Origin of the sequence: Corynebacterium sp. HMSC29G08, from assembly GCF_001806875.1 — a bacterium.
Taxonomy (GTDB): Bacteria; Actinomycetota; Actinomycetes; order Mycobacteriales; family Mycobacteriaceae; genus Corynebacterium.
In genome coordinates, this window is sequence record NZ_KV786206.1 from 1 (window position 1) to 8,411 (window position 8,411).

Here is an 8,411-nt window from a genome sequence, read left to right on the forward strand (position 1 = left end):
CTCCGGCTCCAGCGCCTGCTCCGGCTCCAGCGCCCGCTCCGGCTCCAGCGCCCGCTCCGGCACCTGCACCGTCGGACCAGCACCCGTACGAGTACAACATGGGCCCGTTCAGGGTCCGAAGCAATGCCCCGTTGGATCAGCCGTTGTATAGGGTTACGCCGTAGCGTCGGCAAGCAAAAGCTCCCTGCTACGCTGCAAGAATGACTTACCCCTACGTCGCGCTGTCCGTGCGGGCGAATGGGATCCATCCCTCAAACGCGCGGCTGCTCACCATTGACGCGGTCACGTTTGACGCCGCCGGACGCATCGGCGAGGAATTCCACCAGGTGCTCAACCCAGGCACCGACCCGGGCCCGCGCCACACGCACGGCCTTGAGGTGGGCGATTTCGCGCAAGCCCCCCGGTTTGCCAGGCAGTTGCGCACGCTGGACAAGCTTATCGACGCTAAAACGTTGATCCTCTACGACTCCCCCCTCGACTGGGGACTGATCGTCTCTGAAGCAAAACGCGCAATGAACTCCGCTGCGCGCGCGAACCGCTCCCGCCGCGGGCGTGGCAACAAGCACCGCCAACGCGTGGGACATGTGCCGAAGCCGGAGGCCATTGTGGATGTGCTTGCGACTGTGCGCAGGCAGGGCCATATTCCTGTGGACGCGAGGATGGAGCACGTCGCGGACCTGATTGGCGTGTCGCCGGTGGGCGGCGATGCCCGCGTCCGCACCCTGATCGCCATGTTCCTGGCGCTGAAGGAGTCCGGCGAGATTGTTGCCCTCGACCCAGCTGACCTGGCCGGCGACCGTTTTGGCTTGCAGCGCTCGCAGGTGCGGGTGGATGCGGCGAAAGCTGGCAACTCCTCGCGTGCAGCAGGGCATACGCAAACCGCGAACGGCACCGGCCGGAACGCCGAGCGCGTGCTGTACACGCCTGCGGAAGGCCTGCAACGTGGCATGGAGTTTGTGGTGACGGATGATGTGACCGTCAACCCTGATGTGCTAATCGCCGCGGGTGTACACGCTGGGCTGAAGTACGCCGAGAAGCTCACCCGCCAGACATCTGTAGTGGTGTCCGAAGCGTTGGCCAAGGGCGTTGAGCTGCGCGGCAAGGCTATGCACGCGTTCAGGAAAGACATGCCAATTCTGACTGCCAGTGAGTTCGAAGCCGCCGTGCAGACAATGGCGGACAACAGTGCGGGTGCGGGAGAGTAACCTATCCTGCATGACTGACAACAAGCGCTCTACACAAGGACGCTTTGCCCGCCTGCGATCCTCGCTGGCGTTGGGTGCTGCGCGTTTGGCCACCACAGCATCGAAGGCCACCGGCCGTGGCGCCGGCGGCATGATCGGCGGCCTGGTTGCGGGTGCAATTGATCCGAACATTATGGACACGGTCGCCGCTGGTCGCCCGGCGGTGCTGGTGACTGGCACCAACGGTAAATCCACCACCACCAACATGCTGGCAAGCGCGTTGCGTTCCAAGTACACGGTGGCCACCAATGACGGCGGCGACAACATGGACGCCGGAATCATTTCCGCACTCCTTGCGGGCAAGGATGCGTCCCACATTGTGCTGGAGGTTGATGAGCTGCACGTGCCGCATGTGGCTAGGCGTCTTCAGCCGGAGGCGATTGTGCTGTTGAACTTGACGCGTGACCAGCTGGACCGCGTGGGCGAGATCACCAAGATTGAACGCGCGCTGCGCGCCGCGGTGGAGGCCAATCCGCAGGCCACGATTGTGGCGAACTGCGATGATGTGCTGATTACTTCCATTGCGTTTGATCACCCGAAGGTGGTGTGGGTGTCCGCCGGCGCTGGCTGGACTGGTGATTCCGTGACTAACCCGCGCTCCGGCGGGCATATCGTGCGCACGGAGGATGACTGGTTTGCGGTCGAACCGCTTGAGGATGGCCGCGAGTTCCGCCGCCCCACCCCCTCCTACGGCGTGGACGCGGACGGCCTGCACACGCCTGAGCGCACCGTGGGATTGTCGCTGCAGCTGCCGGGGCGTGCCAACCGTGGCAATGCCGCCCAAGCAGTGGCGTGTGCTGTGGAGGCCTTCGGCGTCTCGGTGGAGGACGCGGTTGCCGCTGCCGAAGGCGTGAACAACGTCGCTGGCCGCTACACTACCGCTCACCTGGGTGTCCGCGAGGTGCACTTCCTGCTGGCCAAGAACCCTGCCGGCTGGCAGGAGGCGCTGACCATGCTGGATACGGATGCTGCTGGCATTGTCATCGCGGTGAACTCCCAGCAGGGCGACGGCGAGGACGTCTCCTGGCTGTGGGACATCACCTTTGACAATTTCGGCACCACCCCTGTTAAGGCTTCCGGCGAGCGGGCGACAGACCTGGCGGTGCGCTTGCTCTACGGCGGCGTGAAAAACGAGCTGATCCACGACCCGGTTGCAGCAATCCGCGCGTGTCCCCCGGGTCGCGTTGAGGTCCTGGCTAACTACACTGCGCTGCTGAATCTGCGCCGCGCGCTTGCAAAGGAGGAGGACTACCGTGCCTAACCTGACTATCGGTCTTGTCCTGCCAGATGTGCTGGGCACCTATGGTGACGACGGCAACGCGCTTGTCCTGCGCGAACGCGCCCGCCGCCGCGGTATCAACGCGGATATCCGTCGCATCATGCTCAACGATGAGGTGCCTGCGGATTGTCACGTATACACGCTCGGCGGCGGCGAAGATTCCGCACAAATCATCGCGGCTGCGCGCCTCGCCGCCTCCCCGGGGTTGCAGGCTGCAGCTGCTGGCGGCCGTCCCATCTTCGCGGTGTGCGCCGGCATGCAGATCCTCGGCCACACCTTCCATGCAGGTGGGAGTGAGTGCCAGGGGCTTTCGCTTATCGACGTCTCCACGCACCCCTCCCCCACCCGCTCCATCGGCGAACTCGCCTCTACCCCCACACGCGCCGGCATCACCCGCGCACTTACGGAACCCTTGACCGGGTTTGAAAACCACCTCGGCGCAACCACACTTGGTTCCGATGCTTCAGCGCTGGGCAAAGTCACCCGCGGCGTAGGCAATGGTGCTGCTGGTTCTGGTGATGCTGGTTCTGGTGATGCTGTGGCCGTGGAGGGCGTGGTGCAAGGCAGCATCATCGCCACCTACATGCACGGGCCAGCACTAGCGCGCAACCCGCAGCTTGCAGACCTGCTCATTGCCCAAGCGTTGGGAGTGGAGCTTGCTGATCTGGAGCCGCTGGAAATCCCCGTGATCGACCGTTTGCGTATGGAACGCTTCGGCGCGAAGTAGCCCCGGCCTTGCTTGGCTAGAGCTTTGGTTAAAGCTTCAGTCGGCCGGTGAGCGCGCGGGACAGCGTGAGCTCGTCTACAAACTCCAAGTCACCGCCCAGCGGCATGCCGGAAGCCAGACGGGACACGGTTAGGTCCGGGAAGTCCTTCAGCAGCCGCGCGATGTAGCTGGCTGTGGCCTCCCCTTCCGTGTCCGGGTCGGTGGCCAAGATGACTTCGGTGATGGCGGGTGCGTCCGCGCCCTCAAGATCTGAAAGCACCCCGCCGATGCGCTGCAGCAACGGCGCAATCGCCAGGTCCTTCGGGCCAACGTTTGCCAGGGGATCCAGCGCGCCGCCCAGCACGTGATAGCGGCCGGAATACTCGCCGGTGCGTTCGATGACCTGAATATCTTTAGCGTCCTCAACAACGCACACCGTGGACGTATCCCGGTTAGAGTCCGCGCAGATGCGGCACACTTCCTGGCGAGACACGTTGTTGCAAATACGGCAGAACATCACGCCGTCGCGCACCGCGGCCAGTGCTGCGCGCAGCCGGTCAATGTCTTCCGTCTCGGTTTTGAGCAGGTGGAAGGCGATACGCTGCGCCGATTTCGGGCCGACGCCCGGCAGCCGCGAAAACTCATCAATGAGATCCTGCAGCGGTCCTTCAAACATACGACTCCTCGATCCTAAACATCGGATAGCCCTAAACATCGGATAGCAAAGATCGGATAGGGCCGAAAAACGGCCAAAAAAGCCTCTATCCGATGTTTGCTATCCGATGTTTGCGCTCACCCACCCTTGGCATAGCCCCAAAAACGCCCGGCCGAAGCCAGGCGTTCAACTCTGAGAAAAGCGAGGGCTAGATGATGCCGCCGAACGGTACTTCACCCGGGCCTGCCGGCTGCGCACCGAACGGACCGCCCTGGCCCTGCGGCGCTTGGTCCTGAATCTGAGTCAGCGGACCAATCTTGTCCTGCGCCAGCTGGCCAGCCTTGTTGTGCGCGTCACGGTAAGCAGCGAGGATGAGGTCCTGCAGGGTCTCAACATCGTCAGCGTCTACAGCCTCCGGCTTGATGGACAGGTCCTTGATCTCTGCACCACCGGTCATGGTGATGGTGACAAGGCCGCCACCTGCGGTGCCTTCAACCTCAGCGGCGAGCAGTTCTTCCTGCGCGCGCTGCAGCGCTGCCTGTACCTCGGCAGCCTGGCGGATCAGTTCCTGCATGTCTGCGGGCATATTCGGCTCGGTCATGGGTTCTACCCTTTCTGTAGTCAATAATTCGGCAACCAGTCTACAGACCGCTTACAAAGGGCGTGCGCCTAGCTCGCTGGCCAGCAGTTCCATCGCGATCGCGGTTGCGTCCCTGCGATCAATCGTGCCTTCCTCATCGCGCGCCTGGTCCTCCATGTCACGCTCTTCATCTTCCTGCGTGTATTCCTCCGGCACAGTCGCTGGCACAGCCTCTGGAGCAGTCTCCGGCGCGGGAGGTGGTGGCGTGTTGTCGACCCAGGGGTCGTACGGCGGCTCGTCGTCACGCGCGGGCTCTGGCGGTGGCGGGATTTCGTCGCGCTCGCGCTTTGCCCGAGCGGCGGCTTGAGCACTTGCTGCCTGGACGGCGGCCCGCCAATCATCCTTCGCACGGGCAGGGGCAGGGTCGTCGGGTTCGTCAGCCTCTGCTTCCTGCGCACTCTGCCGGTTGGGGTTCCACACCTGCTTGCGCTCCACAGGCTTGAGGTTAGCTGCGGCCGGATCCGTACCGACGACACAACGCACCCCCACCTTCGCATCCAACTTCTCCGAAAGCACAGCGGCGATGTCGGCGTTGTTGTTGTCCGCGTTGATGCGCTCTGCAAGCGCACCCGTGTGGTGACCAAGGACCAGCGTGTCGCCGTCCATGCCAAGTGGGCGCGCCTCAGTCAGCATGATCTCCGCAACCTTGTTGCGGCCGCCAACTGCTTGGCGAAGCTGCGTCCAATCCGCCTCAATCCTGACAAACAGGTCGTCGGTGTCTGGCTGGGCGGCGGGTTCCGGTGTCGGCGTCTCCACCGGCGCAGGCTTCTGCGGCGCTGGTTCCGGTGCCGGGGTGGAGGTGCTGCGCACGTTGGAATTCGCAGCAGCTGCGGCAGCGGCGGCCGCAGCGGCAGCGCTGCCCCCGCCAGACACCGTTGCGCCCGGTACCGCAGCATTAGCGGGAGCGGCAACGGCTGGCGCGGAAGGCTGCAACGTCAGCAGGTGCGCCATCATGATCTCAAGGAGCAGGCGTGGGGCGGTCGCGCCGCGGATGTCCACGATGCGATCGTTTACCTCGGAAGCGAGTTGCGCCAATTGCTGGGAGGAAAACTTCTCCGCCTGGGCGCGGAGGATGTCGGCGCGGTCCACCGGGGCGTCTACAAGCGACTGCCCAAAAGCATCCGGCACAGTGCGGATCAGCAGCAGATCACGGAAGCGGTCCAGCAAATCCAGGGCGAAGCGGCGCGGCTCATGGCCGGACTCCATCACCGCGTCGATGGTATGGAAGACGGTGGATGCGTCGTGGGCGGCGAGGGCGTCCACGGTAGCGTCGATAAGCGAGAGATCCGTCACCCCCAACAGCGGCAACGCAAGCTCATAGGTCAGACCGTTCGGGCCTGCGCCGGCGAGCAGCTGATCCAGGATGGACAGCGTGTCACGCGGCGAACCACCACCCGCGCGGATAACCAGCGGGTAGACATTCTCATCCACCACAACACCCTCTTCGGCCACCACGCGTTCGAGCAGCTGACGCATCGCAGCCGGTGCGAGCAGGCGGAACGGGTAATTGTGCGTACGGGAACGGATCGTAGGCAGAATCTTCTCTGGCTCCGTGGTAGCGAAGATGAAGATCAGATGCTCAGGCGGCTCCTCCACAATCTTCAGCAACGCGTTGTTGCCGGCCGCGGAAACCATGTGCGCTTCATCGATGATGAACACGCGGTAGCGCGACTCAGCTGGCGCGAACAATGCACGTTCACGCAGGTCACGCATATCCTCGACACCACCGTGCGACGCCGCGTCCAACTCCATCACGTCCAAGTTGCCGGAGCCGCCCGGGGCCAGCGCCACACACGATGGGCACTGACCACACGGCGTGGACGTCGGCCCATGCACACAGTTCAGCGAACGCGCGAGGATACGCGCCGACGATGTCTTGCCGCAGCCACGCGGACCAGAGAACAAATACGCGTGCGCGATACGCCCGTTATCCAACGCAGTGGACAGCGGGCGGGTCACCTGCTCTTGGCCGATGACCTCACCAAACGTCGCGGGACGATATTTCCTGTACAGAGCCACGTTCAGCAGTCTACTGAAGAGCCCCTACACCCTCGAGACATGCAAGGAGCACGCAGGTAGCCACGCCATCCATCGCGGTTTCTACCTCTTCAATCGGCGGCAGCGACGGCGCGAGACGAATGTTGCGGTCCTGCGGATCCCGCCCGTGCGGAAACGCGGAACCAGCCTTGGTCAGTGTGATGCCGGCTTCCTTCGCCAGCTCCCACACACGCGTTGCGGACCCGCCGAGCACGTCCATGGAGATGAAGTAGCCGCCCTCCGGCGTGGTCCACTGTGCCACGTCGTACTCACCCAGGCGATCCTGCAGAATACGGATCACGGCCGAGAACTTCGGCTCCAGCGAACCTGCCAGCGCTTTCATCTGGTTGTATACGCCCTGCTCATCACCAAAGAAGCGCACGTGAGCGAGCTGGTTGATCTTGTTGGGGCCAATGCCGCGTATCGACGCATGCTTACCCCACCACTCCAAATTCCCCTCCGACGACGCGAAGAAGGCCACACCCGCACCCGCGAACGTGATCTTGGAGGTAGAAGACATGTACCAGAAGCGGTTCGGGTTGCCTTTCTCCGCCGCAATCTCAATAACGTTCGGATTTTCCGGGAAGTTGCCCGTCAGCGTGTGGATGGCGTACGCGTTGTCCCACACAATGCGGAAATCCTTCGCCGCGGTCTCCATGCCGGCCAGGCGATCAATGGTCTCGCGCGAGTAGATCGCGCCCGTCGGGTTGGCATAAATAGGCACCGACCACATGCCCTTGACCTGTGGGTCCTTCACCAGCTCTTCCACCACGTCCATGTCCGGCCCGTCCGGCGTCATGGGCACGGTGACCAGCTCAAAGCCGAAGTGCTCCGTGATGGCGAAGTGACGGTCATAGCCTGGGGTTGGACACAGCCACTTGACATTCTCCTCGTTCTTCCAGGGACGCTCCGAATCGTTCGTACCCCAGATGTATGCGAAGGAGATCAGGTCAAACATGATGTTCAACGACGAGGAATCAGCGGCAACAATATTGGCCACATCGACACCCAGCACGCTACCCCACAGCTGGCGGATCTCCTCAATACCCTGCAAGCCGCCGTAGTTACGCAGGTCAGCGCCCTTGGCGTCCTTGTAGTCGCCTTCCCCTGGCAGGGACAGCAGCGCGTTCGACAGGTCCAGCTGCTCACTCGACGGCTTACCGCGCGTCAAATCCAAGCTGAGGTTGCGCGCCTTCAGGTCTTCATAGCGTTGGCGCACATCCTGCGCGAGCGCTTCAAGCTCCTGCTCACCAAGGTTTGCAAAAGCAGTGGTTTGGGTGCCGTCATGGGTAGTCATGCACTACATCGTACAAAACGTTCCCACACACAAAAAGGGGATCCCACGCACCTGCCAGAGCTCGCTGACCCTTGCTGCGTTCCCGCCCTGGGGGAGTTCACAAGATAACACCGCGTGGGATCCTGCATGCCACTGTAGCTGGGAAGCCGCAAAAGACACAAGCTGTACGCGCTGCCTGCGGTTTTGGTTCAGGTGGAGGTGTGGACTAACATGGCCAAAGACGCATTCGGAAGTTGCTTTCGAGTGTCGCTGGAGGATTCGACTAGCGGCCTATGTCACACGCCTGGAACGCGTGCGGGTTTCACGACCCTCGTGGGTTCAAATCCCACATCCTCCGCAAAATTCCGGCGCCCCGGTTTATGGGGCGCCGGTTTTCGTTTCCTTCGCGTTTGTAGCTACCTAGGCAACATTAGCAAGGTGCGCTTGAATCCCGCCGGACTCAGTCAGGCCCCGTTTGCCGGTGCGGTTCGAACGGTTGTTTGGCTTTTGCTTCTCGACGAAAGAGGTGTGTGTAGATGGGGTTCTATACTGAATGCAACCGCCATCATGTCTA

The 8,411-nt window shown here is 62.7% G+C and carries 7 protein-coding genes, 1 tRNA gene and 1 other RNA gene; 4 read left to right on the top strand and 5 right to left on the bottom strand.

Annotated elements, in window-relative coordinates; all coding sequences use genetic code 11:
* Positions 1–200: 200 nt before the first annotated feature.
* The 3 genes from HMPREF3101_RS00250 to HMPREF3101_RS00260 are packed head-to-tail and all read left to right on the top strand — an operon-like array spanning position 201 to position 3,250.
* Complete coding sequence (locus HMPREF3101_RS00250) at positions 201–1,205, top strand: hypothetical protein (RefSeq protein WP_070461859.1); 1,005 nt, start codon at positions 201–203, stop codon at positions 1,203–1,205.
* Between the two features lie 10 nt (positions 1,206–1,215).
* Entirely contained in the window at positions 1,216–2,505 is a 1,290-nt protein-coding gene (locus HMPREF3101_RS00255) for a Mur ligase family protein (RefSeq protein WP_070461861.1), read from the top strand.
* On the top strand, positions 2,498–3,250 hold the full coding sequence (locus HMPREF3101_RS00260) for a type 1 glutamine amidotransferase (RefSeq protein WP_070461862.1): 753 nt from the start codon (positions 2,498–2,500) through the stop codon (positions 3,248–3,250). The genes HMPREF3101_RS00255 and HMPREF3101_RS00260 overlap by 8 nt, the downstream gene beginning before the upstream one ends.
* 28 nt (positions 3,251–3,278) lie before the next feature.
* Here the strand turns inward: HMPREF3101_RS00260 and recR are convergent, their stop codons facing one another.
* The 5 genes from recR to ffs form a co-directional block, all read right to left on the bottom strand.
* Positions 3,279–3,905: a recombination mediator RecR gene (gene recR / locus HMPREF3101_RS00265; protein ID WP_070461864.1), complete on the bottom strand. Its 627-nt coding sequence runs from the start codon at positions 3,903–3,905 to the stop codon at positions 3,279–3,281.
* Positions 3,906–4,092: 187 nt separating this feature from the next.
* Positions 4,093–4,485 (bottom strand): YbaB/EbfC family nucleoid-associated protein, encoded by a 393-nt coding sequence (locus tag HMPREF3101_RS00270; RefSeq protein WP_070461866.1) that lies wholly within the window; start codon positions 4,483–4,485, stop codon positions 4,093–4,095.
* 51 nt (positions 4,486–4,536) lie between these two features.
* Positions 4,537–6,543 (bottom strand): DNA polymerase III subunit gamma and tau, encoded by a 2,007-nt coding sequence (locus HMPREF3101_RS00275; RefSeq protein WP_070461868.1) that lies wholly within the window; start codon positions 6,541–6,543, stop codon positions 4,537–4,539.
* Positions 6,544–6,553: 10 nt separating this feature from the next.
* Positions 6,554–7,858 (bottom strand): aspartate aminotransferase type Ic, encoded by a 1,305-nt coding sequence (locus HMPREF3101_RS00280; protein ID WP_070461870.1) that lies wholly within the window; start codon positions 7,856–7,858, stop codon positions 6,554–6,556.
* Between the two features lie 31 nt (positions 7,859–7,889).
* An RNA gene (ffs, locus tag HMPREF3101_RS00285) (signal recognition particle sRNA small type) lies at positions 7,890–7,985 on the bottom strand.
* A gap of 124 nt (positions 7,986–8,109) precedes the next feature.
* On the opposite strand from ffs, the gene HMPREF3101_RS00290 reads away from it, so the two are divergent.
* Positions 8,110–8,195: transfer RNA gene (locus tag HMPREF3101_RS00290), tRNA-Ser, on the top strand.
* The last annotated feature ends 216 nt before the right edge of the window (positions 8,196–8,411 follow it).